Here is a 24,987-nt window from a genome sequence, read left to right as displayed (position 1 = left end):
GGCCAGCCTGCAAACCTGTCGGCGTCGTCAAGGTTTCAGGTTGCCTGCCGATAACCCCGTATTCCTTCAGCCAAGCCAGGATGCCTCGTCATGTCAACGACACTCCCGTTGATCAACAGCATTACGATCCGCACTGCGACCTCGCAGACCACCTACAGTAGCGCCGGGCAAAGCACTGCCGAGACGTCGGCGAGCGAGACAAAGGGCGTACAGGTCAATTTGTCGGCAGAAGGCAAGGCGGCTGCGTCATCGTCTTCCAGAAACGCTGATATCGAGCAGAGCGGCCTGCCGGCTTCCGTGCAGAAGATCCTCAAGGCGATTCGCGAACTTCAGCGCAGGATCGAGGAGACCATGGAGCAGATCCAGAAGGCCCTGAATGACCCCAGCCTGAGCCCCGAGGAGCGCAGGACCAAGGCGGCGGCGCTACAGACCGTGCTCAGCACGTTGCAGGCGCAGGTGAGCAATTCCACGGCCGATCTGTCGTCGCTCATGAACAGCCTGGGCTCCAGTGACGGCGACAAGACCAAGGCGGGCATGCTGGTTCTGGCCAAAATGTAGCACTTGGCAACGGGTCATATCACCCGAGAGAACTGCTGTCTGTTCTGCCGGGTCAGGTAGGCATCGAAGACCATGCACACAGCGCGCACCAGCAGTCGGCCCGCCGGTCTGACTTCAATGCCCGTCTCGCTCAGCGTAATCAGCCCGTCGCTGGCCATGCCAAGCAGTTGCGGCCACGCATCGCGGAAATAGTCCCTGAAATCGATGCGGAAAGTCTTTTCGATCTCGCCGAACTCCAGTGTGAAGTGGCAGATCAACTGCTGAATGATCGCGCGCCTGATGCGGTCGTCATCGTTGCAGAGCAGGCCGCGTTTGGTTGCGGGCTGATCGCTGTCCAGCAGCCTTGAATATTCGCTCAGGTCGCTGCTGTTCTGGCTGTACAGCTTGCCGACCTGGCTGATGGCCGAAACCCCCAGCCCGATCAGATCGCAGTGGCCATGCGTGGTATAGCCCTGAAAGTTGCGCTGCAGGGTCAGGTCTTCCTGGGCGGTGGCCAGCTCGTCGTCGGGCAGGGCGAAATGGTCCATGCCGATGTAGCGATAGCCGGCGTTGCCCAATTGTTCGACGGTGCGCTGCAGCATCAGCAGTTTGCTCGCTGCATCCGGCAGATCCGCCGCGTCGATGCGCCGCTGCGGCATGAAGCGCTCGGGCAGATGCGCATAGTTGAACACCGACAGCCGATCAGGCTGCAGATCGATGACCTTGTCCACGGTGTGGCTGAAGGTCTGCGGGTTTTGCGCGGGCAGACCGTAGATCAGATCAATATTCACCGAACGAAATTGCAGCGTGCGCGCTGCTTCAACAATCGCGCGGGTCTCTTCCAGGCTCTGCATGCGGTTGATCGCCCGCTGCACCGTCGGGTCGAGGTCCTGAACGCCCAGGCTGACCCGGTTGAAACCCAGCTCGCGCAGCAGCCCCATCGTCGACCAGTCCGCTTCGCGAGGATCGATCTCGATGCCATAGTCGCCGGAGTCGTCTTCCAGCAGATTGAAATGCAAGCGCAACTGCGCCATCAAGCGGCGCAGTTCAGCATGGCTGAGAAAGGTCGGCGTACCGCCGCCCAGGTGCAGTTGCTCCACCACCTGACCGGGCGCCAGGTGACAGGCGAGCATTTGTATCTCGTGCTCGAGCCGTTGCAGGTAGGCCTGAGCGCGTCCGCGATCCTTGGTGACGACTTTGTTGCAGGCGCAGTAGTAGCAAATATTCGCGCAGAAGGGCAGATGCACGTAGAGCGACAACGGACGTGACGCCTTGCGGCTTTCGCGTAGCGCGTGCAGCAGCTCGAAGGCACCCACTTGGGTATGAAACTGCACCGCTGTCGGATAGGACGTGTAGCGCGGTCCTGCCACATCGTAGCGATGGATCAGGTCTGAATCCCAACGAATGGCGTCAAGCATGCGCGCGTTTCCCGGTCCGGCTGGCGATGTCGCGAGCATACGCAGGAGGCCGAGGGGCGGCGTTGATGTGGATCAAATGGCAAGAGTTACCGGCCTCAATGCCCCATCAGCCAATGCTGATGCGGGCCTGGCAAGGTCCAGATACCGAAGACTATCACCAGCAGCCCTCCCGCCATGCGCACACCACGTTTGCGCAGCAAGGCCGTGGTGCGTTCGGCAGCCAGGCCGGTGGCCAGCAGCACGGGCCAGGTGCCCAGCCCGAAGGCCAGCATCAGCAGCGCGCTGTCGAGAGGATTGCCCTGGCTGGCGGCCCACAGCAGGGCGCTGTAGACCAGCCCGCAGGGCAGCCAGCCCCACAGGGCGCCGAGCAACAAGGCGCGCGGCACACTGGACACCGGCAACAGGCGACTGGCCAGGGGTTGCAAATAACGCCACAGGCCTCGGCCAAGGCGCTCTATATAGGTCAGTCCGCTCCACCAGCCGGCCAGGTACAACCCCATCATGATCAGCAACACGGCGGCGACGATGCGCAGGCCTGTCGCCAGCGGACTTTGCGCGACCGCCCAGCCGACCAGTCCGGAACACACGCCGGCAACGCCGTAGCTGAGAATGCGCCCCAGGTTGTAGGCCAGCAGCAGACGAAACCGGCGGCTGCGCTGTTCTTTGGGGATGGCCAGCGTCAGGGCACCCATCAGGCCGCCACACATACCCAGGCAGTGACCACCGCCCAGCAGCCCGAGAATGAATGCCGAGAACAGCATCGAAGCAAGTTCAAACATCGCGTTTCTCGTCCGCGCCCGACTGGGGAGGCTCAGGCGGGACATGTTCCACAGGCGGCGTGTCATCGAACAATATGCTGTGTGCCGGACCTTCCATGTCGTCGTACTGGCCGCTGTCCACTGCCCAGAAGAACACGTAGATCGCCACGCCCACCAGCAGCAGAGCGGCAGGGATCATGATGTAAAGCGCGGGCATGAAACCTCCGGGGCAGATGGGGAGACAGGCGCACGACGCGACAGGCGGGTCAGGCGCAAGGCGTTGAGCACCACAGTCAGCGAACTGAGCGACATGCCGATCGCCGCCCACACCGGAGTGATCCAGCCCAGCGCCGCGAAGGGCAGCATGAGGCCATTGTACAGACCGGCCCAGAGCAGGTTTTCGATAATGACGCTACGCGTGCGGCGGGCCAGATTCAGGGCGTCGATCAGCACCGGCAAGCGGTTGCACAGCAGCACGGCGTCAGCGCTGGTTTTGGCGAGGTCGGTGGCCGAGCCCATCGCCACGCTGATGTCGGCTGCTGCCATGACCGGTACGTCGTTCACCCCGTCACCGATCATCAGCACTTTGCGCCCCTGAGCCTGAAGCTGGCGCAGCACCTCCAGCTTATCGTCCGGGCGCATGCCGCCACGCGCATCGTCGATGCCCAGCGCCTGCCCGATACTGCCAACCATCGGCGAGCTGTCACCGGACAACAGCAGCGTTTTCCAGCCTCGCGCCCGGCATGCGTGTAACAGGATGGCTGCATCCTCGCGCAGCCGGTCGTCCAGCACCAGCCATGCGAGTGGGCCCTGCGCATCGCCCAGCAACAGCCATTGGCCGGATCTTTCAGCTGGCAAGGGCGTTTCAGCGCCGCTCAGCGCACAGACGAAAGCCGCCTCGCCGATGCGCAGCAGATGCCCGTCAACACGACCTTGCAGACCCAGCCCCGGTGTGCTGAGCACCTCCTCGGCAGCTCTCGGCGCTCGACCGAAAGCGCGGGCGATGGGGTGCTCGGAGCGGTTTTCCAGGGCGGCCGCCAGCTCCAGGCAGCGATTGGCGTCCAGCTCGCGCAATGGGTGAATGCTGCGCAGCGTCAGGCGTCCTTCGGTCAGGGTGCCGGTCTTGTCGAAGATGACCGTGTCGATCTGGTTGAGGCCTTCGAGCACGTGACCTCGGGTCAGCAGCAGGCCGAGTCTGTGCAGAGTGCCGGTCGCCGCAGTCAAGGCGGTCGGCGTCGCCAGCGACAGTGCGCAAGGGCAGGTGGCGACGAGCATGGCCAGTACGATCCAGACCGCGCGCGATGCGTCCAACTGCCACCAGATCACCCCGATCAGCGCAGCTGCGATCAGCGATAACAGCAGAAAGGTCTGTGCCGCCCGGTCGGCGATCTGCGCGAGTCGGGGTTTTTCTGCCTGAGCACGTTCGAGCAGTCGGACAATGGCCGAAAGGCGGGTTTCGTGACCCAGCGCCGTCACGCCGATGGTCAGCGGGCTTTCGACATTCAGCGTTCCTGCGGTGACCGCATCGCCCACACTGCGCATCTGTGGCAGGTATTCGCCGGTCAACAGCGACTCGTCGACACTGGAGCGGCCTTCGAGGATTTTGCCATCAGCCGGTATCACTGCACCGGGCTGCACCAGCACCCGGTCAGCCAGGTGCAGCTCGCTGAGCATGATGCGCTGGCTCTGGCCGTCATCGCTGAGGCGCAGGCATGAGGCGGGCAGCACGTTGACCAGTTGGGCGGTGGCCGCCGCCGTGCGCTCGCGGGCCCGGCGCTCCAGGTAGCGGCCGGCCAGCAGGAACAGTGCAAACATGCCGACGGCATCGACATACAGTTCGCCAGCGCCGGTGACAGCGGTCCAGATCCCTGCGGCGTAGGCCGCGCCTATTGCCAGCGACACCGACACATCCATTGTCAGGTGGCGGCTGCGCAGGTCGCGCAAGGCACCGCGAAAGAACGGTGCGCAACTGTAGAAGACGATCGGCGTGGTCAGAAACAGCGCCACCCAGCGCAGGATGGTGTGCATCTGCGGGCTGAGATCGATATTGAACTCCGGCCAGGTGGCCATGGTTGCCATCATGGCCTGAAACCACAGCAGGCCGGCGACGCCCAGTTGTCGCAACGCCAGGCGATTGTCACTCGCCATGCGTTCGGCAGCGCGGTCGGCCTGCCATGGATGGGCGACATAGCCAATCGCGTGCAGTTCGTTGAGCAATTGGCTGAGGGCAAGCTGGTCGGCGTTCCAGCGCACCAGCAGGCGATGAGTGGACAGGTTCATACGCGCTTCGGCCACCGCAGGCAGCCGCCCCAGGCGTTGCTCGATCAGCCAGCCGCAGGCCGCGCAACTGATGCCTTCGACAAGCAGCGTGGCCTCTGAGAGGTCGCCGTCGTGGCGCACGAATGGCGCCTGTACGTCGGGGCGGTCGTAGAGCGCCAGTTCATCGAGCAATTGGCTGGGCAGGCTTTCCGGGTTGGCCGAGGTTTCACTGCGATGGCGGTAATAGTTGTCCAGACCGCTCGCAACGATGGCTTCGGTCACTGCCTGACAACCGGGGCAGCACAGCCGTCGGGATGCACCGAGCACTACAGCGTTGAAATGGCTGCCCGCCGGGACCGGCAAACCGCAGTGGTAGCAGTGCAGCGGCGCGGGAGAGGAGGGCCTGGCCACGTTCAGTCTTTCCGGCGTTGCGCGGCTTGCAGGGGTTCGTCACCGAGGGTCACGTCGTCACTGCCAATCTGTTCTTCCTCGAACAGGCGCCAGGTCTGCTCGCCTTCGACACCCAGCAGTTCCACAAAACGCCGACCATTGACCTTGTCCTGCAACTGACCGATGTAACGGCCCGGTTCGGAGGGGCTGCGGCTCAGGAACACCCGGCGATCACTGTCAGGGCGGGTGGGCGAAATGAGGTTGAGTTCCAGACGCTCCGGGTTGCTGTTGCCGCTCAGGCGCAGCCCGACTTCACCGGTCAGCTCATCCATGTGCAGACGCGCATACAGTTTGAGGGTCTGGGCGAGCACTTCGCGATTCAACGAGCGATTGATGCCTTTGCCGGCCTCGTAATAGTTGTCGGTAACCAGCGGGTCCGGGTGGGTCACGGCGATGAACACCATCGACAGGCTCAAGGTCACCGAGCCGGTGAGGATGGCGATGATGATCCATGGCCAGAGATGCCGGTACCAAGGGCTTGCAGCAGTCGCAGCGGGCATGACGGGGCTCTTAACGAATAGGTGGGCCGAGGAAGCGGCTTCGGGTCTCGACCTGCGTATCGCTGTCGATGTCCTTGAGGGTAAAGGTGACCTCGTTGCTGTGCGACGGCAGTTTTTCCGGCGCACTGGACAGCTCCACCGGCAGGCTGATGATTTCGCCCGCCGGAACGCTGATTTCCCGACGGCCCTGCAGTTTCAGGTCGGGCAGGCCGCTTGCCTGCAGCACATAGGCGTGGTCCACCTGATCCTTGTTCATCACTTTCAGGCTGTAGACGTTCTCGATCCGGCCTTCGGCGTTTTCCCGGAACAGCATGCGGTCCTTGCTGACCTCCAGACCCACCAGCGTGCGCATGCAGAACGCCGCGGTCAACAGCGCAATCATCAGCAGCAGGACCAGCGCATAACCGATCAGACGCGGGCGCAGGGTGCGGGTGCGTTGCCCGGACAGATTGTGTTCGGTGGTGTAGCGAATCAGGCCGCGAGGGTAATCCATCTTGTCCATGACCGTATCGCAGGCATCGACGCACGCCGCACAGCTGATGCACTCCACCTGCAGGCCGTCACGAATGTCGATGCCGGTCGGGCAGACCTGCACGCACATCGTGCAGTCGATGCAGTCACCCAGCCCCAGTGCCTGAGGATCGGCCTCCTTCTTGCGCGGACCTCGGGCTTCGCCACGATTCTGGTCGTAGGAGATGATCAGCGTGTCCTTGTCGAACATCACGCTCTGGAACCGCGCATAGGGACACATGTAAATGCATACCTGCTCGCGCAGCCAGCCGGCATTAAGGTAAGTGGCCAAGGTAAAGAAACCGACCCAGAAATAGGCCCAGCCATCCGCCTGGCCCGTGAACAGATCCACGCACAGCGCGCGGATGGGAGAAAAATAACCCACGAAGGTCATGCCGGTGGCAAACCCGATCAGCAGCCACAGGCTGTGCTTGGCACACTTGCGCAGCATTTTGTCGGTACTCATCGGGGCATGGTCGAGCCTGATGCGCTGGTTGCGGTCGCCCTCGGTGACTTTCTCGCACCACATGAAGATCCAGGTCCAGACACTCTGCGGGCAGGTATAGCCACACCAGACCCGTCCGGCGTAGACGGTGATGAAGAACAGCCCGAACGCTGCAACGATCAGAATGCCGGACAAGAGGATGAAATCCTGCGGCCAGAACGTTGCACCGAAGATGTAGAACTTGCGTTCCGGCAGGTTCCACCAGACCGCCTGATGCCCGCTGCGATTCAGCCAGACCGTGCCGAAAAAGATCAGCAGCAACAGGGCGCCGCCGAGCATCCGCACGTTTCGAAACAGGCCTTTGAACGCGCGGGTCTGGATCTTCTCGCGCGAAGCATAGAGGTCGGTGAATTCGCCGCCTGTTTCGGATGCCGGGGTGATGTCGTGTACTGGAATCTGCTTGGTCATCGATGAGTCCAGTGGCGGTAGCCTGACCCCGGCCGATACAGGTCAGGGAGGTTCACATCCGCGTTCAACGTGCTGCACGTGAATAAACGGCCGCTTCTTCATTCAACTGGCTGACCCAGGGATTGAGCAGCGCGACCCCGCACGACTGAAAGTCCATTGTGTTGCGTGTGACTACGGTCATGCCATGCACCAGCGCAGTGGCAGCGATCAACGCATCGCATTCGCTGCGCGAGTCGGGAACATGCAGTTGAGCGCAGCGCCTAGCGACTTGAGTGTCGACGGTCAGGATACGCCCGGCGAACGCCTTCAATACATGCTGGTCGAGCCACATTCGCAATATTGCGCCTTGTGTCGGGTCGCGGCGTTCGATGCGCAGGATACCTGTTTCGAGTTCAAGAATCGTGATGGACGAGATGAACAGGCTGGAGGCCATTTGTGTTCGCGACCAGCGCAGCACATTGGCGTCTGCAGTGCGCTTTCTGAGCTCTGAAACCACGTTGGTGTCGAGCAGGAACATCAGGACAGATCAACCTGTCGGGGCGTGATCACGGCGCGCTGAGGCTCGAACTCGATATCGATGTCAGTGGGCATTATCAGCATGTCGGCGATGCTTGCCGCACTGCCGGTCAGCTTCAGGTAATCCTCGATGCAAAGCAGCACATGGGCCGGGCGGCCTCGGTCGGTAATGAACACCGGGCCTTCATTAGCCGCCTTCTTGGCCCCGCTGGTGTCCTGATTGAATTCACGGCTGGAGAGGGTAGTGGGCATGTGCGCGACTTCCGGAATGAGTAGACAGCGTATTGTGGTCGTGAACGAGTCTAGTTATGTAGAGATGTAACTACAACGAATTTGTTGTTTCAGACTGCAACAACCATGGACTGAGCGGAGCCCTGTCATCTGGATTCAGCAGGCTGCTCTTGGCGGGACAGGCTGTAAACATAGGCAGCCAGAATGTGAACCCGGTCATTGCCTTGCAGTGCTTGCTGAGCAGGCATCTGGCCCTGGCGGCCATCACGTATGGTCTGCTGCAACTGAGCGTAGCTGGAACCGTAGATAAACGCGTTGGGGTGGGTCAGATCCGGTGCGCCGAGAATCGGCATTCCCTTGCCCTCTGGACCATGACAGGCCACGCACAGGCTGGTGAAGGTCTTCTGTCCGGCCACCGGGTCAGCCTTGGCATCCTCCGGTAGTGCGCGCGCGTCCAGCTGCGTCAGCACGTAGGCCGCCACATCGCGAACACCCTGTTCGCCGAGCACGCCGCCCAGGGCTGGCATCACGCCCATACGGCCTGCAAGAATGGAGGTCTTGATCGACTGGGCATCGCCGCCCCAGCGCCAGTCGGCATCGGTCAGGTTGGGAAAGCCATAGGCGCCTTTCGCGTCAGAGCCGTGGCAGACCGAGCAGTTGGACGCGAACAGACGTGCACCGATTTTCAACGCCTGCGGGTCTTTGGCCACTTCCTCGACGGGCATGGCCGCGTACCTGGCAAACAGCGGCCCATAACGGGCCTCGGCGTTTGCGACTTCCCGCTCCCATTCATGGACACTGGTCCAGCCTTGCTGGCCGTCGGAGAATTGCGTCTTGCTGTCCTGGTCCCGGTATTCATAACCGGGCAGCAACCCCTGCCAGTTGCCCAGCCCCGGGTACAGGAGCAGATAGCCCAGCGCAAAGACGATGGTCGCCAGGAACAGATAGAACCACCATCTGGGCAGCGGGTTGTCGTATTCCTCGATACCGTCGAACGTATGGCCGACGGTTTCATCTGTCGGTTCGTCGGGCTGACCTTTGCGTGTGGACAGCAGCAGCCAGAGCATGGCGATGATGGTGCCCAGGGTCAGGACCGCGATGTACAGGCTCCAGAACGTACTCATGACCGGCCTTCCCGTTCAGCCCTGGCAGTTTCGACCTTGCCGATGGCCTCGGGGTCATCCGCGAAAGGCAGCAGGGTCGCGTCGTCGAAGTCTGCCTTGCGGGCAGGGCTGAACACCCACAGCATCAGGCCGATGAACGCCACCATCACGACCAGTGTGCCAAGGCCTCGAATCATTCCGATGTCCATCATGATCACCGTTTGCTCTTGATGAGCGTGCCAAGGCCTTGCAGATAGGCCACCAGCGCGTCCATTTCGGTCTTGCCCTGCACCGCAGCCGCTGCACCGGCGATATCCGCGTCGGTGTACGGGGTGCCGAGGGTGCGCAGCACCTGCAGCTTTTTCGCAGTCTGCGTGCTGTCGATGGTCTTCTCGGCCAGAAACGGGTAGGCCGGCATGATCGAGGTCGGGACCAGGTCGCGCGGGTTGTTCAGGTGTACCCGGTGCCACTCGTCCGAGTAGCGACCGCCGATCCTTGCCAGGTCCGGCCCGGTGCGTTTGGAGCCCCACAGGAAGGGGTGGTCCCAGACGCTTTCGCCCGCCACCGAGTAATGCCCGTAGCGCTCGGTTTCGGCTCGCAACGGGCGGATCATCTGCGAGTGGCAACCGACGCAGCCGTTGGCGATGAACACATCACGGCCTTCCACCTCAAGCGCGCTGCGCGGCTTCATGCCCTCGACAGGCTGGTTGGTGACGTCCTGAAAGAACAGCGGGACGATCTGCGTCAGCCCGCCGATGCTCACGGCAATCACCATGAAGAAGGCCAGCAGGCCGATGTTTTTTTCGAGCGCATCATGCTTCATCAATGCGCTCCCGCGACGGCGATACGGGTGGCTGATTCGGCTGCCTGCGGGTCCGAGGCACGTATCGTACGCACCACGTTGTAGGCCATCAGCAACATGCCGCTGGTGAAAATCGCGCCGCCGATAGCCCGCACTATATAGCCCAGGTGGCTGGCCTGCATGGTTTCGATGAAGGAGTAGGTCAGCGTGCCGTCGTCGTTCACTGCGCGCCACATCAGGCCCTGGGTGATGCCATTGACCCACATCGAGGTGATGTACAGCACGGTGCCGACGGTCGCGAGCCAGAAGTGCGTGTTGATCAGGCTGACGCTGTACATATGCGGGCGGGCATAGAGTTTCGGAATCATGTGGTAGACCGACCCGATGGTAATCATCGCGACCCAGCCCAGTGCCCCGGCGTGGACATGGCCGATGGTCCAGTCCGTGTAGTGCGAAAGCGAGTTGACGGTCTTGATTGCCATCATCGGACCTTCGAAGGTCGACATGCCATAGAACGCCAGCGAGACCACCAGAAAGCGCAGTACCGAATCGGTCCGCAACTTATGCCACGCGCCTGACAGCGTCATCATGCCGTTGATCATCCCGCCCCAGCTGGGCACCAGCAGAATGATCGACATCACCATGCCCAGCGACTGCGCCCAGTCTGGCAGGGCGGTGTAGTGCAGATGGTGCGGACCGGCCCAGATATACAGGGTGATCAATGCCCAGAAGTGCACGATGGACAAACGATAGGAGTAGACCGGGCGCTCGGCCTGCTTGGGCACGAAGTAATACATCATGCCGAGAAAACCGGTGGTCAGGAAAAAACCGACGGCATTGTGTCCGTACCACCACTGGATCATGGCGTCGGTGGCGCCGGCATACGCCGAATAGGATTTGAACAGGCTGACCGGCAACGAGATATGGTTGACGATGTGCAGCATGCCGGTCACCACGATGAACGCGCCGTAGAACCAGTTGGCGACATAGATATGCCGGGTCCGGCGTTTGACGATGGTGCCGAAAAACACCGCAGCGTAGGCGGCCCAGACAATGGCCAGCAGAATCGCCACCGGCCATTCGAGCTCGGCATATTCCTTGGTGGTGGTGTAGCCCATCGGCAGCGTGACGATGGCGCCGACGATCACGGCCTGCCAGCCCCAGAAGGTGAAGGCCGCCAGACCATCGGAAATCAGCCGCGTCTGGCAAGTGCGTTGCACCACGTAATAGGAGGTGGCGAACAGCGCGCAGCCGCCGAAAGCGAAGATCACCAGATTGGTGTGCAGCGGGCGCAGGCGCCCGAAGGTGGTCCATTCAAGTTCCAGGTTCAGCCCTGGCCAGACCAGCTGCGAAGCAATGAACACGCCCAGGCTCATGCCGACCACACCCCAGACCACGGTCATGATGGCAAACTGGCGCACCACGGTGTAGTTGTAGGTTGTCGGACTGATTGTTGTGCTCATTGCAGACTTCCACGATTCAGAGGGTTACCGCAGACGTAATCGGGCCAGGGCGATGCAGCGCTGGAAATGGCATCGAAGCACACCGAAAAGGCAGGGGCAGGAACAGACAGGCACATCAAAGAGTGTCAAAGGGTTGCGGCAGACGCGTTTCGCGAGTTTAGCTTTGAAACAGGGGTGTGGGAAGTCGTAGCAAGGCGCAGAGGGCAGCGCTATGTGTGAGTGGGTATTCCGCACCCCGTTGCAGGGTGCGGAGTTCACGCATCGCCGCTGGACTGGAACACAGCGGTGGCGACCTTCGCGTACAGAAGAGTTGATCAGGACTCGCGCAAAGACCGTCACGTCTATTCAGTCGGCAGTGACACCTGTCATTGCCCCGCAAATTGGCCTGAGCAGGCATATGACTCTGGTGACCGACTCAGCGGTGTTGTTGCAGTTGTGCGAGGCCAGTGCCGTCAATGAAACCGCCCGGGGTGTCAGGTTTGGGGCGCTCATCGCCTCGGTACTTTACCTTTTGCACCTTGACAGAGTACTCGGGCAGACCTGAATGGTGGCTGTCCGACGGGACGAGGCATGCCGATGCGCCTCGCGCTCGCGATTCGTGCAGGATTCGCAACCCTGTTCGCCGCTATAGTAGCGGGCCACTCGGCGACTCACCTGAATGAGGCAACCATGAGCAACGGCTTGAAGCCTGTTATCGGTACGAATCAATGGCTGCACCTGATCAGTGACAGAGGCTGGCTATGGACGCCCGCTCGGCCTGCGGATGCGCTGGAAGCGCCGACCTTGCTGCTGGCGCACGGTGCAGGCGCACCGATGGACAGCGACTTCATGAACCGCATGGCGGCTGATCTGGCGGCGCAAGGTATCAGCGTCCTGCGCTTCGAGTTTCCCTATATGGCGCAGCGGCGTCAGGGCGGCAGCAAGCGTCCACCCAATCCACAGGCGCAACTGCTGGAATGCTGGAGAGAAGTGTTCGCCTGCGCGCGTGCTCACATCTCCGGACGTCTGGCGGTCGGCGGCAAATCGATGGGCGGGCGGATGGCCAGCCTGATCGCCGATGAGCTTGAGGTCGATGCGCTGGTGTGTCTGGGGTATCCGTTCTACGCCGTGGGCAAGCCTGAAAAACCACGCGTGGCTCATCTGGCCGAACTGAAGACACCCACGCTGATCGTGCAGGGCGAACGCGACGCGCTGGGTAATCGCGAAGCGGTGGAAGGCTATGCATTGTCGAGTGCCATCCGGCTGCACTGGTTGCCGACTGCCAATCATGACCTCAAACCATTGAAGGTCGCGGGCATCAGCCACGAGCAATGCCTGGCTGACTCCGCGAGAGAGATTGCCGGGTTCCTGCGCACCTGAGTCACCGGCAATACAGGTCGAAAGCGCCGTCGGTCACATCCAGGTTGATTGATGACATATTGAAACTGAATAAGCCTCTTATCCGCAGTGTGCAGGGACTGCCTTCAAGCAGAACCAGCCGGCCGCCCTGGAAATGCGCCGAGTGGTAGACGGTGTTCTTCCGGTGCAGCGTTTCGTTGTAGATCACCTTGATCTGCTCATGATCGATCAGGTCGTGGTCGCCGGGCTCAAGATCGCGATCCAGGAACAAGCCGAGGGTGGCTCGCCTGTTGCCCACCTTGCCGTCGGCGATAACCTGCCATATCCATTGAGCAGGGGCCCGTTCCAGTTCCGATCGCAGGGTCAGTCTGCCTGTCAGAGAGGAGGTCTTGAAGGGTTGCGTGTTGATGCTGGCGGCAAAACGGCCTTCATGGACAGCAGTGTGAACGCAACGCAGGGGTGAGGGAGGCGGACGATGCATGGACTGAACCTGAGAAGCTCCTGAAAACGGCGACAGGGCGTTACACCTTTAGCGCAACGCCCTGCCGGATGATCAACGGGTTTCAGCAATCGATCATCTGATGCCTACGCCAAGGCTGGAGTTGTGGCTCTTCAGTTTGAAGTTGCCGCCAGTGACCATGTTTTTCACGTAATACCAGTTCCATCCGCCGATGCCGGCGCTTGAGACAGTCGACGACCAATAGTTGCCGTTGCCCATCGGCCAGCGATTGCCATACAGGGCGTGGATATCCACCAGCTCGTGAATGGTTGGAATCCTCGCGCCGTTGTTGCCCGCGTTTTTGCTGATCTGAGAAAAGCTGCCGCTGCCCAGGCCGATGCAATGGATGACGCCGGTGACGGTGACCGTGTACTGTTTGCTCGCGCCCAGCGCATCGGTCGCAGTAATGATGGCCGTGCCTTTGCCTCGAACCGAGGTCAGGCCGTTGCTGTCCACTTTCGCGACCAGCGGGTCGCTCGAGGTGTACTGATAGGGGGCCTGTCCGCCACTGGCCTGACGCTGAACGGTGGTGTCGGCCGGGAAGTTCGGCAGCAGGTCCGGCGAGCCCGGAAGCAGATACACCTTGCCAGCCAGCGTGACCGGCGAAGTGTCCAGCACCAGCGCGGGCTGCGCCGCCAGAATCTGCAGGGCCAGCGTGCCGGATACCTGCACCAGACCGTTGACGCGATTGACGACATAGGAAATCGCCACCGTCTGCCCGGCGTTTGCCGTCACCAGCGCCGCAGCAAACACTACCTCCAGCGTCTTGCCCGCGTCTGCGTCGGTCAGGGTCTTTTCCCGGGTGTCATTGCCGTTGGGCCCTTGCCACTGTGCGATCACCTGGTCGCCGGCTTGCAGATTGGCGGTGGCGTCGATCACCACGGTTGCGCCGGATGAAGCGTTGGCCGGGTCGAGCGTGGTGCCGGTGGCTTCTTTTAGGGTGGGGGTGGGGAGGGGCAGTGCCACCATCTCACGGATAGTAATTGCCAATCTCTGCGATTCAGCAATTCTGTCTCCATGTTGCGCCGTATACCAGACCTGTACCTGCCCGTTTAGATTGGCATCGATGTACCGTTTGGGAATGCGGAATACGGTTTCCCTGTTGACGGTTCCTGTATTGATAACGGTGTATGTGCTGTAGGTGCCCCCTGCATCACCGCCTTCCCAGTGAATGGTGACTTTGTCTCCCTCAGCCATTGCGCGATAAGGCAACACGCGAACAATGGCTTCGAGTGGTATATCGGCCGGGTCGAGAATGCCGTCCGCACTCAGCTTGTCTACGGCAGGAGCTTCCAGCGGACTGCTGTTATCCACGTCCACGAGCAACCGTAGTATGGGCGATTTGAAGAACGCTCTCGCGTAGGTGGTTACGGTGTAGTAAACCTCAAGTGAACCGCCTGCCAATGCACTCACCTTTTCATCCGGGATCAAATACTCGATGCCCTTGCCGATATCATCAGCATTCAGGTTTTTAACCTCCTGATGCATGACCGTCTCACCGTTGGCAGCCTTGCCAATCCATACCAGATTGATGTCGTGGCCGTCCGCCATAAAGTAATAAGGCGGCACCTGAGTGATCACATTGTGACTATCAGGGTTCAGAATTCCATTGGTGACGCCTTGGACATGTGGCAATGACAGTTGCTGCGGTTGACCGAGTACTGCGAGAGTCAGACTCTTTGAACGCAATGCCTCGCCAGTGCCTTTGATCACTGTGTATTTCAAACGTGCCCGGCCCTGTGCGATGGGATGGAACTGTTCATTGGGGATGAGAAACTCCACGAAGCTGCCAGGTATCTGAACCACTTTTGATGCGGTGAAGGACTCCAGCTGAATGCCTTCTGCAGTGTTACGCTCCATCACGAAGTTTATGATGTCACCAGTGGCGATACTGGCATGTGACAGCACGAGCGCTTGAACATCTGCGCCGGCCAGCTTATCGAGATCAAGCTCCATGTTGGGCGCCTGTGGGGCGATAGGGGCCTGCAGGCTGGAGTTGCCAGCCTCGACTGCAACATAGGCTGGGAAAGAGAAGCGTGACCAGTTATTGACGATATCCCTGACATCGTACCGGACAACAATATTTTCCGAGTCCCCTGCTTCGATAATAATCTGCTTGTCGATACTCACAGTGACCGGTTTACCAAGCTGGTCTGCTGTCAGAGGAGGGTGTTCGACTCTGATGCCGTGCCAATAGATGAAAATCGAATCCCCTGCAGCCATATTTTCGTAAGCGTCGAGGGTAACGCTTACCCCCTCAGGTGAGGTGATCACGCCGGACGGGTTGACGGTCGGGATGTCGAGCTTTTCATTTTCGTAGGGTGTGGCTGGGTCGGGATCCCGACCACCGGGGATTTCCAGTTTGACGACTATTTTGTTAACAGGCGAATGTTCCTGGATATTGGAGGGGAACGGTGTATAGAGATAGTTGACATCAGTAAGGCCTGACTGGACCCAGCGGGTATCCACATACAATGAAAAAAAGCCATTGGTGTTCGGTGAGTCTGAAGAGTGTGTGTAGGTATCAATAACCTCATTGTGTGTGCCCCAGAACAGGTCGATCCGATCTTTTGGCTTGAGGTTGATAGGGCCGATCAGTATTTCTATCGGCTTGGCGGGGTCTGCTACGTCAACATCGCCAATGCCTTGAGGGTTATAGCTCAAGGGCAGTGGAACAGGCAGTGCAGGTGAAGTCTGTAGTGAGTTCATGGATGTTCTCTTTTTCTTGTTTAAAGATAAATGGCGAAGTTCAGGCGAGGTCAAATTCTGCAGAGTCCACCGACACGCATATCGACGTAGGCGCTGGCGCGTTTCGAGTTACCTTGGCCCATACTGCTTCTTACCTGGAAGCTGATCTCGGCATGCCCGTAACAGTGCTGGTTCAATACAGTGCGGGGCACCAGAATATTAACGCCGTTCTGGACTTCTTCCTGAGTGAGGGCCGGTGACGTGACTGACCATTCGAATTTTTTATCATCGCCCACCAGTTCGTTGTAGGCTTCATAGGTGAAGACAATGACGTGTCCTGGGGCCATATTTAAATAGGGTTGGATAAAAATGGGGGCGCCTTGCGCACTGTTTTCAAAAGTGAGCGTGCCGTTGGCAGACAGCGACATAAATTGCGGCGCTTCTGGTCCGTCCGGGCCACCCGGTAATTCATTTTTTGAACGCACGATCAAGCCCTGCTCTGATGACGTGGAGAGATTGGGATTACCCTCGGTTTTGACGGTGTAATAAACTCTGATGTCGTTACCTGTGCCCACGGCGGTGAACTTACTGTTCAGTGCAGTGAGCAACAGCGTACGGCCGGCGACGACGTCGCTGTTGGTGAGCGTGTAGGGTTGTTCCAATACTTCTTGGCCGCCCCAAAAGACCGTCAAGATCTGATTGGCCTTAAAGAGAGGGTTCCAGTTAATCAAGACGGTGGCGTCAAGTTCAAAGTCGTTCTCATCAATAAAGTTGTCTTCGTTGCTGGGCGTGCTGCTGCTACCTTTGATCGTCGGTTTGTCGAGAACGCCGGGCACGGGCAGCTCGATGTTGACAAGCACCTCAAGAGGGTCTGAAGTACCGGTAACCTGTCCATTTCTAATGACGTCATACTTGATATCGCGCAGACCATTCTGAGCCTGTTCAATGATCAGGTACGGAACATCAAAAAACAGAATGAAAGGCTCGTCCAGGTCTTCCACGGCAATAGAAGCAGGCCCTAACTCTTCAGAACCCCAGTGCAGGAGAATCTGATCGCCTTCCATCAAAAAAGACGAGAAAGGAATTTTCACTTCGACGCTGGCCATGGCCTCTGCGTAATCAATCACGCCGTCGTTATTATCGATAACCGGAGCAGGCAGTCCTGGTGTCACGTCGGTCAGAAACAGAGGGATGGTAATCTTCTGAGACTCGGCAGACGTGTTTCCGGCCCGGTCTGTCACCGTGTAATAGGTTGCGCCTGCAGGGCTGCCGAGAGCAGTAAGAAACTCTTGGGTAAACAGGATTTCGATCGCTTGACTTTCATCTTCCAGGCCGTTCAGTTCAAGCTCTGGACCGGGCACGTTTCCCCAATAGGTTTTGATAACGTCGCCGCGATTCAGTCCCGAATACCCGAAAATGCTACCGGTCAATACACCGCCCATGGACTGAAGCTCTTCAAGTGTCAGACCATCTTTGGCCCCGGCTGGAAAATCCATATAACCCAGTTGATGGGCGCCCGGAGCGGTGCGGTCGACAATAATCGTTTTGATTTGGGACGATTGCTCGGTACCACTGGGATAACCGATCGTCAAGTAGTCAAGTTTGTACGCGCCATCGTCTTTCAGTTCGGTGTCGACGGGGATGGTCAAGCGTAGTAACGTTCCGACCGGTGGAAGAGGTACCAGTTGACCTGCTAAACCAACTTTATCGCCATTCAATTGCAACTGGTAAGAGTCTTGAAGCCTGGCACCTTCCCAGACCGGAAATTCGACGATGATGTCATTGACAAGGTCGGCAGTTTTTATAAGTCCGTCCGCTTCATCGGCGACAGGAACAAACGGTGGTATGAGCGTCAGTTCTTGATTGGGGCTGCGTGTGTAAAAATTGTTTTTTTGACGCATGTCGAAATTCCTCTATTTGATTTTTATTGACGAGCAGGAGTGTCCTGACGCCGTCAGTCGATAACGATAATTCCAAGGGCGCTTGGCCGTCAGAGAGAAGTTCTTGGCTTCATCTGGATTTTTAAGTAATAGACTTTTTGAGCAGCTGTCAATGCTCTTTAGGTAAATATTTTTATTGGGGTAGGCTAGCTGTCCAATCCGGTGAGCTTAATGTTTTGTGGGAAAGGTACTACTAAAATTTCGGAATTGGATTACTTGTTTGTTAGTGGAAATTAATTGTATCCGCTAGCGTTGCAGCCACAATAAAACTCCTATGAATGTTGAGGGTTTCTTATTGTGGCTGAGTGTTTTATTGGGAAGTGTGGGCTTTACAGGGCAGGGCTGGGCGCTATTGCGTGCCTCGCATCGACTCACGTGATGGCTGACTCTCCGCTTAGGGAGATTGTCAGCGACCGGACAGAGTATGTGGATGCGGCCAGCGCATTTCATAATTACTCTGTATACGGTACTGGATACCTTCATTCCGATGGGGCTGCGATCAAACGTATCTCTTCTTATGGCGGAAGGACCGAATTAACGGGCAATACCCTGGTCAAGGATGGAATGTTGTCTGACGGCGACGCTCGAGTTTCAGTTAAAGACTCCACCATCCTCAGCGATAGCACGATAGCGCTCGTGGTGCAGGGCAACTCGAACATGACACTTGAACACAGTGTCGTTGAGGGAAAAGGGGGCGGCATCACCGTTGCCGAGGACGCCTTCGCCCTGATCAGCAATACACAGGTCGGCTCGCTGCAGGGTGAAGTTGGTAGACACACTGGCTGGGGCGTTGGCATTTTTGGCGCTCGCGCTGACATCACTTCCCGAAGCTACATAAAAGGCTTGTCTCACGGGGTATGGTTCACTCATCCACGCCTCACAGTGGGTGATGGAACGCAGTTCAATTACGGTCAACTGAGCATCGACAACTCTACCGTCGAAGGGCTGACAGGAGCCGCCATAAGGGTGGAAGGGCGTGAGGGTATAAGCCACCTTGCGGATATTGAGATCAAGAACAACACCCTCCTGCTGTCCGGCAATGGCATGCTTCTTGAGGTTCTGAACCAGAGCACCGCCAACTTCAACGTCGACAACAGCACCCTCAATGGCAACCTTGTCGCCGATGACACCAGCACCCTGAACATCACGCTGCAAAACGGCGCGCAATTGAACGGCGACATCGTCAATGGCAACCGTCTGGCGATTACCTCGGGCAGTCACTGGCAGATGCAGGGCGACAATGCCGTCAGGTCGCTTTCCCTGCAGGGTGGCAGGGTTTCGTTTGCTGGCGAAGGGTTTCATACCCTTTCGCTGAATGAGTTGTCAGGCGCTGGCACGTTCGGCTTGCGCGTGGATCTGGACAACGGCGTCGGAGACCTCATCGACGTCAACGGCCAGGCCAGTGGGCAGTTCGGCTTGCGCGTGCGCAATACGGGGGTGGAGGTTGTGTCTGCCGACATGGCACCGCTCAAGGTGGTGCATACCGAAGGTGGCGACGCGCAATTCAGCCTGCTGGGCGGGCGGGTTGACCTGGGGGCCTATTCGTATTTGCTGGAGCAGCAGGGCAATGACTGGTTCATCGTCGGTAAAGACAAGGTCATAAGCCCTTCGACCCAGAGCGCGCTTGCCCTTTACAGCGCGGCACCTGCGATCTGGATGAGTGAGCTCTCTACCTTGCGTTCGCGCATGGGTGAGGTTCGTGCAAGCGGCAGGGCGGGCGGCTGGATGCGTGCCTATGGCAACAGGCTGAATGCCACGACCAGTGACGGTGTCGACTACCGGCAGAAACAAAGTGGCCTGTCGCTGGGTGCCGATGCGCCCGTCGAGGTCAGCAATGGCCAACTGGTGGTCGGTGTGCTGGGAGGGTACAGCACCTCCGGTATCGATTTGAGCCGTGGCACTACGGGTAAAGTCGACAGCTACTATGCAGGCGCCTATGCCACCTGGCTGTCGGACGATGGCTACTACGTTGACGGCGTGCTCAAACTCAACCGCTTTCGCAACAAGGCAGATGTTGCCATGAGCGATGCAAGCAAGGCCAAGGGTGACTACACCAACAACGGGATAGGGGGCTGGGTCGAGTTCGGCCGCCACATCAAACTGGCGGACGATTACTTTCTCGAACCGTTCGCTCAGTTGTCCAGTGTCGTCGTTCAGGGGCAGGAGCTGCGCCTGGACAACGGCATGAAAGCGAAGAACGACCAGACCCAATCGGTATTGGGCAAGGTGGGCACCTCGCTGGGCCGCAGTGTTGCGCTCAAGGATGGCGGAGTATTGCAGCCTTATGTACGTGTCGCCATTGCACAGGAGTTTTCGCGCCGCAACGAGGTGAAAGCCAACGATGTGAAATTCGATAACAGCCTGTTCGGTTCGCGCGGCGAACTGGGAGCCGGGGTATCGGTGTCGCTGTCCGAGCGTCTGAAACTGCACGCGGACTTCGATTACATGAAAGGTCAGCATATCGAGCAACCCTGGGGAGCGAATGTGGGGCTGCGCCTGGCATTCTGATTCTTGAGGCCAGTGACTGAGCAACACCAGAGCCCCCAGTGAGTGATCACCGGGGGCTTTTCAGTTATTGATCGGTAAACCTGCGTTTGCGTTGTCTCTGTCGAGAGGTGACAGGCACCGCGTAGTTGACGTTTACCCGCAGCACTGGCGATGTGCCGATCCGTCGATGATCACGATAAAGCTCGTAATACAGGTCAACCAGACCGTACTGAACATAGGGCGTGAAAGTGTAGGAAATACACAGCACACGTATCACGCTGTTTTCGCCCACCCGATGGAAAAGCGTGGTCGATGACAGGTTTTTTCCCCAATAAAAACGGATTTCGTCACCCCAGCACATTTTGACTGACCCTGGGATATGAATGGTAATGCCCGCATGTGCCTGTTCGTGACTGATGGAATCAGGATCGATGTCAGGCAGCACAGGTGCTTTCAGCGTGTCGGAAATATCGGATGGAAGATGGAGGGGGCTCGCGTGTCGGTAGAGGCTCTGGTGGGGTGGGGCTTCTTGAACAGTGCTCGCGCTGTCGGGATTGTTTTGTTCTTTTTGGGTGCGCGCCGCTACATCCGTGGATTGTTCTTTATCCATCGTAAACTCTTTTATTGACATTAAGTTGAGTTGTTATGTGCGTGCCGGCAGTTGTCGGCAACGGAAATATTACAAGGCACATAAGTGTTCAGGTCAAGCGTCTGCGGATGTCAAAGCCAAGCCAGGGTTGTGTGAGGTTGTGCAGTTACATTTGGTATCATGTTCGTAGTGAATTATCGCTCGTTAGTGCCGGAGATGCTGTAAATAAAGGGTGTGGCTTGATGTGGGTGTTTTTCCAGGGGTTTTTATGCGTGAAATACCTGTAGGACATTAACTACAGATAAGTCTTACAAAAGGTAAAAAAGTAAGTTTTGACTAAATTCCCACTCCTGCGTAGGAATATTCACTCAACTTTATCATTAGGGTCTCGCACGCGTTAGCGTACGAGGCCGTCAAGGTTATGGGCAGAAATGTAGGCTGCTGTGCTTAAAACTGCATTGACAGGGTCACAGAGTGCGAGAGCAGTGAAACGTTGCCCGCACGGTCGATGACCTGATAGTTGATGGTAGCGTGTTGGCTGTCCAGACCAAGCAGGAATGCTTTGCTGAAAACGATCTGCATGGGAACGGTGGCAAGGTTTTCAGGCTCCACCACATGAACTGGGCCTTCTCTGTTATTGCAGAAGGTCTGGATGCAATCGCCGGCCTGCATGTCGGCGTAGCCGGGGAGCATGCCTTTCAGCGCTTCGCCGAAATTGACCTGATGGAAGATGATAGGCGCAAGCAGTGCTGCGCCTGGGGCGGTGCGGTCGATAATCAAGGAGGTAGACGGTGAATCCATTACAGTTTGGTTGATATTGTTCGTGGCCATACAGCGCAAGGTGTATGAACGCTCTTCTCTCAAGTACTTTTTGTCCAGCTCCAAGTGAACTACTTCGCCAGGCTTGTTATCGTGAGTCAGGATTTTTCGTTCCCCTACCAAATGACCGTCCAGGTTCAGTTGGATGTCATAGCCCGGACGCATCTCGCTCCAAAGAACAACCTCAACGCCTACCGGCCGGTTCAGGCTGTCAACTGGCATCATTCCATCAATATGGCTGGCTGCTGGAACACGTGGTGCGGAAAATTTATAGTACTGGGTGAAATCTTTCATTTTTTCTCTCCAATTAAAAAGCCAAACGCCACATGGCGTAGCTCTAAAGTTCTTACTCGGGTGATAGTCGGTGGTTGCAGGGGTAATAGATAACTACCGCATCACCTGAATTTCAACTAATCGGAGTATGCGTTCGCTGTCAATGGTCAGAACTACTGCATTGTTGTCATTGAAGATGCTAAGGAAATATCCTACACATTCTTCAGATGGCTTCTTAAGTTTTGTCAGATTTGAAGAGAGCGCTAACAGGGCAAATTGTTAACACTCATAAAAAAGCCCCGACCAACCGAAGTTCGTCGAGGCTTGGTAAACAGCTTCAGGCCTTAGCGATTAAACCGCTCTACCAGCGAATACTGTGAGTTGGCCGTGTCGGTCAGTTCGCCACTCAATACGGCAGAGCGACGCGCTTCGTCAGAGGTCTGGTCTGCCAGGCTGGCGATGGTGGCGATGTTGCGATTGATTTCCTCGGCCACGGCGCTTTGCTCTTCCGTGGCGGTGGCGATTTGCGTGGTCATGTCGGTGATATTGGCGACAGCCTCGCTGATGCCCACCAGCGCCTGATCTGCCTCCAGTACCCGGGCAACGCCTTCTTCGGCCTGACGGCGACCGGTGTCCATGGTGTGTACCGCGTCGGTTGCGGTCTGCTGCAGTTTGGCGATCAGGCCATGAATCTGCCCGGTGGACTCGGCGGTGCGTTGTGCCAGCTGGCGTACTTCATCTGCCACGACGGCAAAGCCGCGACCCATCTCACCGGCGCGCGCCGCTTCGATCGCGGCGTTGAGGGCCAGCAGGTTGGTCTGGTCGGCAATGCCTTTGATCACATCGACCACGCCACCGATTTCATCGCTGTCCTTGGCCAGGCGGGTCACGGTCAGGCCGGTTTCGCCCACCGAGGTGGACAGGCGCTGAATGGCTTCGCGGGTTTCACCGGCGATATCGCGCCCGCGACGCGTCAGTTCGTTGGCCTGCTGGGTGGCATCAGCGGCACGGTTAACGTGGCTGGCGACTTCCTGAGTGGTGGCGGCCATCTGGTTGATGGCGGCGGCAACCTGCTCGGTCTCCACACGCTGACGTTCCAGCCCGATCGAACTGGCATTGGCCAGCGAGTTGGACTGGCGGGCCTGACTGTTCAGGTGTTCGGCCGTGTCCTGCAAACGCGTCAGGCAGGTTTTCATGCGCGCTTCCTGGCTGAGGATCGACATTTCCAGGCGCGCTTGCGGCCCACGGCTGTCGGTGTACATCTGCGCGATCAACGGGTCGGACGTGGTCTGTTCGGCCAGGCGCAACAAGCGTTTGGTGCCACGCTGCTGCCAGGAAAGCCCCAGCAGGCCCAGCGGTACCGACAATGCCGCAGCCAGGGCAAACCCCCAATGTGAATTGAGCCACACCCCGATCAGAAAGCTCAGCTGGCTGACCAGAATGAACGGCAACCAGTCCTGAAGTACCGGCAGCCACTTGTCGCGGCCTGGTACCGCGCTCTTGCCCTTGTTGAGCCGGGTATAAAGCGCCTCGGCACGGCGGACCTGTTCGGCGGTCGGCTTGATGCGTACCGACTCGAAACCCACTACCTGGCGGTTTTCCAGCACCGGCGTCACGTAGGCATTGACCCAATAATGATCGCCGTTCTTGCAGCGGTTCTTGACGATGCCCATCCACGGCTGCCCGGACTTGAGCGTGGTCCACATGTGCTCGAATACCGCAGGCGGTACATCCGGATGACGCACGGTGTTGTGCGCCGCACCCAGCAATTCAGCCTCGCTGTAACCACTGATGTCGACGAAGGCATCATTGCAATAGGTGATGGTGCCTCGGGTGTCGGTGGTGGAAATCAGTCGTTGTTCGGCAGGAAATGTCCGCTCATGTTGAGTGATGGGTTGGTTGTTGCGCATGGGATTTCGATCCTTCGATCCGGAAGACTATGGCGTGGTTATCGGCGGGCACGTCGATAAATTGAGCGGCGTGCGACAAGTGACTGGGGAGTCAGCCCTGTCGGGCCAGCATGGGGTAGGTGAACAGCCCGAAATGCACGAGGTTCAGGCCCAGGTGACTGATGACGGCGGCCTGCAGCCCGCCGAAACGAAATGCGAGGCCGTACCCCACGCCAGCCATGCCCGCCAATGCCACCCACTGCGGGCCGGCACCTGCGTGCGCAAGTCCGAACAGGCCGGCAGCAAGGGTGATCGATAATGCCGTCGCATACCTTGAGCCCTTGAACAGGCGCAGCAGGCCGCCTTGCAGATAAGCGCGGAAAAACAGCTCTTCGGTCAGGGTCACCAGCAACAGGTTGTTGAGCAGCCATATCAGGCCCTGGGCAGGCCATTTAGGTGTCCAGCCGACGACGTTTAGCATGACCGCGGCAGTCATGCAGAACGCCGACGTCACAATCAGCGCCAGAACCCCGGTTTGCAGTGAATGGGCAACGTCGACTTTCGGCAGAATCCATGGGCAGGCCACTATCAGCCAGAAGCCGATCAGCGGCTTGTCCAGATTCAGGTCCATGGAAAACATCGCGGCATCGGCACTGAATCGCGTTGCTTCGATGACGTTGGCGTTATTGAAGCCGGGCGCCAGGTGAAAGGCCAGCGCCAGACCGGTCACGATAAATAATCCGTGGCCACACAGGCGGATGGAGGAATAAGAGGATCGCGCGACGCACAACCAGGCAATGAACAATGCGCCAAAGCTTAGCGCCGCCGAAGGGTCAAGGTTGCCGTGAAACAACGCCAGCGCGTAGCCGCTGCTCAGCAGGCAGAAAGTCAGCCAGTGCCTTGTGGTCATGAGTAAGTCCTGCCTTGAGAGCGGGGAATTCTATCCGGCGTTCAGCAGGGCAGGGGCGAGATTATAGAAATTTTCATGCTGGGGCCTGACCCTGA

The 24,987-nt window shown here is 58.5% G+C and carries 22 protein-coding genes; 3 read left to right on the top strand and 19 right to left on the bottom strand.

The window, feature by feature from the left end; genetic code table 11:
• The first annotated feature begins 90 nt into the window (after nucleotides 1-90).
• Nucleotides 91-558, top strand: a complete 468-nt coding sequence (locus AC54XV_RS17610; protein ID WP_024640094.1) for a chemotaxis protein — start codon at nucleotides 91-93, stop codon at nucleotides 556-558.
• A 14-nt stretch (nucleotides 559-572) separates the two neighbouring features.
• On the opposite strand, the gene hemN is transcribed toward AC54XV_RS17610, so the two are convergent.
• The 12 genes from hemN to ccoN form a co-directional block, all read right to left on the bottom strand.
• Nucleotides 573-1,955 (bottom strand): oxygen-independent coproporphyrinogen III oxidase, encoded by a 1,383-nt coding sequence (gene hemN / locus AC54XV_RS17605; protein ID WP_240851196.1) that lies wholly within the window; start codon nucleotides 1,953-1,955, stop codon nucleotides 573-575.
• Between the two features lie 95 nt (nucleotides 1,956-2,050).
• Entirely contained in the window at nucleotides 2,051-2,734 is a 684-nt protein-coding gene (locus AC54XV_RS17600; protein WP_004408104.1) for a sulfite exporter TauE/SafE family protein, read from the bottom strand.
• Nucleotides 2,727-2,930, bottom strand: a complete 204-nt coding sequence (gene ccoS, locus AC54XV_RS17595) for a cbb3-type cytochrome oxidase assembly protein CcoS (RefSeq protein ID WP_004408106.1) — start codon at nucleotides 2,928-2,930, stop codon at nucleotides 2,727-2,729. Before ccoS ends, AC54XV_RS17600 begins: the two co-directional genes overlap by 8 nt.
• A complete protein-coding gene (locus AC54XV_RS17590; protein WP_240845848.1) occupies nucleotides 2,909-5,383 on the bottom strand; it encodes a heavy metal translocating P-type ATPase in 2,475 nt (824 codons plus the stop codon). Before AC54XV_RS17590 ends, ccoS begins: the two co-directional genes overlap by 22 nt.
• A 2-nt stretch (nucleotides 5,384-5,385) precedes the next feature.
• Nucleotides 5,386-5,922: a FixH family protein gene (locus tag AC54XV_RS17585; protein WP_004408114.1), complete on the bottom strand. Its 537-nt coding sequence runs from the start codon at nucleotides 5,920-5,922 to the stop codon at nucleotides 5,386-5,388.
• A 10-nt stretch (nucleotides 5,923-5,932) separates the two neighbouring features.
• Complete coding sequence (gene ccoG, locus AC54XV_RS17580; protein WP_060409360.1) at nucleotides 5,933-7,345, bottom strand: cytochrome c oxidase accessory protein CcoG; 1,413 nt, start codon at nucleotides 7,343-7,345, stop codon at nucleotides 5,933-5,935.
• A gap of 64 nt (nucleotides 7,346-7,409) precedes the next feature.
• Nucleotides 7,410-7,862, bottom strand: a complete 453-nt coding sequence (locus tag AC54XV_RS17575; RefSeq protein ID WP_060405856.1) for a type II toxin-antitoxin system VapC family toxin — start codon at nucleotides 7,860-7,862, stop codon at nucleotides 7,410-7,412.
• On the bottom strand, nucleotides 7,862-8,113 hold the full coding sequence (locus tag AC54XV_RS17570) for a type II toxin-antitoxin system prevent-host-death family antitoxin (RefSeq protein ID WP_003370228.1): 252 nt from the start codon (nucleotides 8,111-8,113) through the stop codon (nucleotides 7,862-7,864). The genes AC54XV_RS17575 and AC54XV_RS17570 overlap by 1 nt, the downstream gene beginning before the upstream one ends.
• A gap of 125 nt (nucleotides 8,114-8,238) precedes the next feature.
• Nucleotides 8,239-9,216, bottom strand: coding sequence for a cytochrome-c oxidase, cbb3-type subunit III (gene ccoP / locus AC54XV_RS17565; RefSeq protein ID WP_024642994.1), 978 nt, complete (start codon nucleotides 9,214-9,216; stop codon nucleotides 8,239-8,241).
• Nucleotides 9,213-9,404: a CcoQ/FixQ family Cbb3-type cytochrome c oxidase assembly chaperone gene (locus AC54XV_RS17560; RefSeq protein ID WP_004408120.1), complete on the bottom strand. Its 192-nt coding sequence runs from the start codon at nucleotides 9,402-9,404 to the stop codon at nucleotides 9,213-9,215. The genes ccoP and AC54XV_RS17560 overlap by 4 nt, the downstream gene beginning before the upstream one ends.
• Before the next feature lie 5 nt (nucleotides 9,405-9,409).
• A complete protein-coding gene (gene ccoO, locus AC54XV_RS17555; RefSeq protein WP_004408121.1) occupies nucleotides 9,410-10,018 on the bottom strand; it encodes a cytochrome-c oxidase, cbb3-type subunit II in 609 nt (202 codons plus the stop codon).
• Nucleotides 10,018-11,460 carry a cytochrome-c oxidase, cbb3-type subunit I gene (gene ccoN / locus AC54XV_RS17550; protein ID WP_011268422.1) on the bottom strand — a complete coding sequence of 481 codons (1,443 nt, stop codon included), beginning with the start codon at nucleotides 11,458-11,460 and terminating at the stop codon, nucleotides 10,018-10,020. The genes ccoO and ccoN overlap by 1 nt, the downstream gene beginning before the upstream one ends.
• 669 nt (nucleotides 11,461-12,129) lie before the next feature.
• Between ccoN and AC54XV_RS17545 the strand changes: the two genes are divergently transcribed.
• Nucleotides 12,130-12,819 (top strand): alpha/beta family hydrolase, encoded by a 690-nt coding sequence (locus tag AC54XV_RS17545; protein ID WP_024640087.1) that lies wholly within the window; start codon nucleotides 12,130-12,132, stop codon nucleotides 12,817-12,819.
• A gap of 1 nt (nucleotide 12,820) precedes the next feature.
• Here the strand turns inward: AC54XV_RS17545 and AC54XV_RS17540 are convergent, their stop codons facing one another.
• The 3 genes from AC54XV_RS17540 to AC54XV_RS17530 all read right to left on the bottom strand — a co-directional run bounded on the left by AC54XV_RS17540 (nucleotide 12,821) and on the right by AC54XV_RS17530 (nucleotide 17,886).
• Nucleotides 12,821-13,279 carry a hypothetical protein gene (locus AC54XV_RS17540; protein ID WP_004408129.1) on the bottom strand — a complete coding sequence of 153 codons (459 nt, stop codon included), beginning with the start codon at nucleotides 13,277-13,279 and terminating at the stop codon, nucleotides 12,821-12,823.
• A gap of 93 nt (nucleotides 13,280-13,372) precedes the next feature.
• Complete coding sequence (locus AC54XV_RS17535) at nucleotides 13,373-16,006, bottom strand: immunoglobulin-like domain-containing protein (RefSeq protein WP_058823137.1); 2,634 nt, start codon at nucleotides 16,004-16,006, stop codon at nucleotides 13,373-13,375.
• A gap of 50 nt (nucleotides 16,007-16,056) precedes the next feature.
• Entirely contained in the window at nucleotides 16,057-17,886 is a 1,830-nt protein-coding gene (locus AC54XV_RS17530; protein ID WP_011268419.1) for a hypothetical protein, read from the bottom strand.
• A gap of 603 nt (nucleotides 17,887-18,489) precedes the next feature.
• Between AC54XV_RS17530 and AC54XV_RS17525 the strand changes: the two genes are divergently transcribed.
• Nucleotides 18,490-20,433, top strand: coding sequence for an autotransporter outer membrane beta-barrel domain-containing protein (locus tag AC54XV_RS17525; protein ID WP_162886525.1), 1,944 nt, complete (start codon nucleotides 18,490-18,492; stop codon nucleotides 20,431-20,433).
• Between the two features lie 64 nt (nucleotides 20,434-20,497).
• On the opposite strand, the gene AC54XV_RS17520 is transcribed toward AC54XV_RS17525, so the two are convergent.
• From AC54XV_RS17520 to AC54XV_RS17505, 4 genes are all read right to left on the bottom strand, one after another.
• Complete coding sequence (locus tag AC54XV_RS17520; protein ID WP_024640083.1) at nucleotides 20,498-21,022, bottom strand: hypothetical protein; 525 nt, start codon at nucleotides 21,020-21,022, stop codon at nucleotides 20,498-20,500.
• A gap of 426 nt (nucleotides 21,023-21,448) precedes the next feature.
• Entirely contained in the window at nucleotides 21,449-22,114 is a 666-nt protein-coding gene (locus AC54XV_RS17515; protein ID WP_069704312.1) for a hypothetical protein, read from the bottom strand.
• A 323-nt stretch (nucleotides 22,115-22,437) separates the two neighbouring features.
• Nucleotides 22,438-24,003 carry a methyl-accepting chemotaxis protein gene (locus tag AC54XV_RS17510; protein WP_011268416.1) on the bottom strand — a complete coding sequence of 522 codons (1,566 nt, stop codon included), beginning with the start codon at nucleotides 24,001-24,003 and terminating at the stop codon, nucleotides 22,438-22,440.
• A 91-nt stretch (nucleotides 24,004-24,094) separates the two neighbouring features.
• The gene (locus tag AC54XV_RS17505; protein ID WP_103359749.1) at nucleotides 24,095-24,892 is read right to left on the bottom strand and encodes a CPBP family intramembrane glutamic endopeptidase; all 798 of its coding nucleotides are present in this window, start codon (nucleotides 24,890-24,892) and stop codon (nucleotides 24,095-24,097) included.
• Nucleotides 24,893-24,987 lie beyond the last annotated feature (95 nt).

The sequence above is a fragment of the Pseudomonas fragariae (ex Marin et al. 2024) genome (assembly GCF_059621105.1).
Note: the sequence above shows the minus strand (reverse complement) of the source record. Positions and strands in the feature narration are given on the sequence as shown.